The 739-nt window shown below is 75.1% G+C and carries 1 protein-coding gene and 1 pseudogene; both read left to right on the top strand.

Annotated features, from left to right (window positions below; all coding sequences use genetic code 11):
• Positions 1–399: pseudogene (locus tag AC2W7C_RS18630) on the top strand (hypothetical protein); the annotation flags it as partial.
• A partial coding sequence (locus tag AC2W7C_RS18625) for a M56 family metallopeptidase (protein WP_486002672.1) occupies positions 335–739 on the top strand: 405 nt, incomplete at its 3' end. The pseudogene AC2W7C_RS18630 and the gene AC2W7C_RS18625, both read left to right, overlap by 65 nt.

Genomic DNA, 739 nt, shown 5'->3' with positions numbered 1-739 from the left:
CCGCCGGCGTCGACTCCCGCCCAGGCTGCGGTCGACGCGGCGGCGATCGTCCTGACGCCGGTCCAGGCTCCCGCGACGGACGAGGCGGCGGCACCCGCGTTGCTCGACATCGAGCGGCCCCACTTCATGCCCAACCCGGCCGAGTTCGCCGCCCCCCTGCTGCTGCTGTGGGCGTTCGGAGTCCTGACCTACGCCGGCGTCCTGATCGCGGGCCAGCGCCGCTTCGTGCGCGCCATGGGCCCCCTGCGCGCCGAACAGCGCGCCGATGGCCCGGTCTATCACGCCGCGCGCCCGACATCGGGCCGCCCTGGTCGGCGCCTTCGCCCCCCGCCTGGTGCTGCCCGGGGATTTCGCGCAGCGGTTCAGCCCCGAGGAGCAGGCCGTGGTCGTCGCCCATGAGCGCGTCCACCTGGCGGCCGGCGACGCCCAGATCAACTTGGCGGTCGCGGCCGCGCGCGCCCTGATGTGGTTCCACCCTCTGGTCCATCTGGCGGCCCGCCAGATTCGGGCCGATCAGGAATTGGCCTGCGACGAGACCGTGGTCGCGCGCCTGCCCGGTCTTCGCCGCCTCTACGCCGAGGCGATGCTGAAGACCCAGTTCGCCGCCGCCCCGGCGCCGCTCGGCTGCCATTGGCTGGCCGGAAACAAGCGGGAGCTGCGCCGGCGGATCGCTCGCCTGAAGCGGACGCCCAACCGCGCCCGCCGGCTGGGCGGGGCCGCGCTGGCGCTGACGCTGACG

This window comes from Brevundimonas sp. CURTG3B2_SDJG, assembly GCF_057364705.1.
The sequence above is the reverse complement of the archived record's forward strand: the minus strand, read 5'-3'. Positions and strand labels throughout refer to the sequence as shown.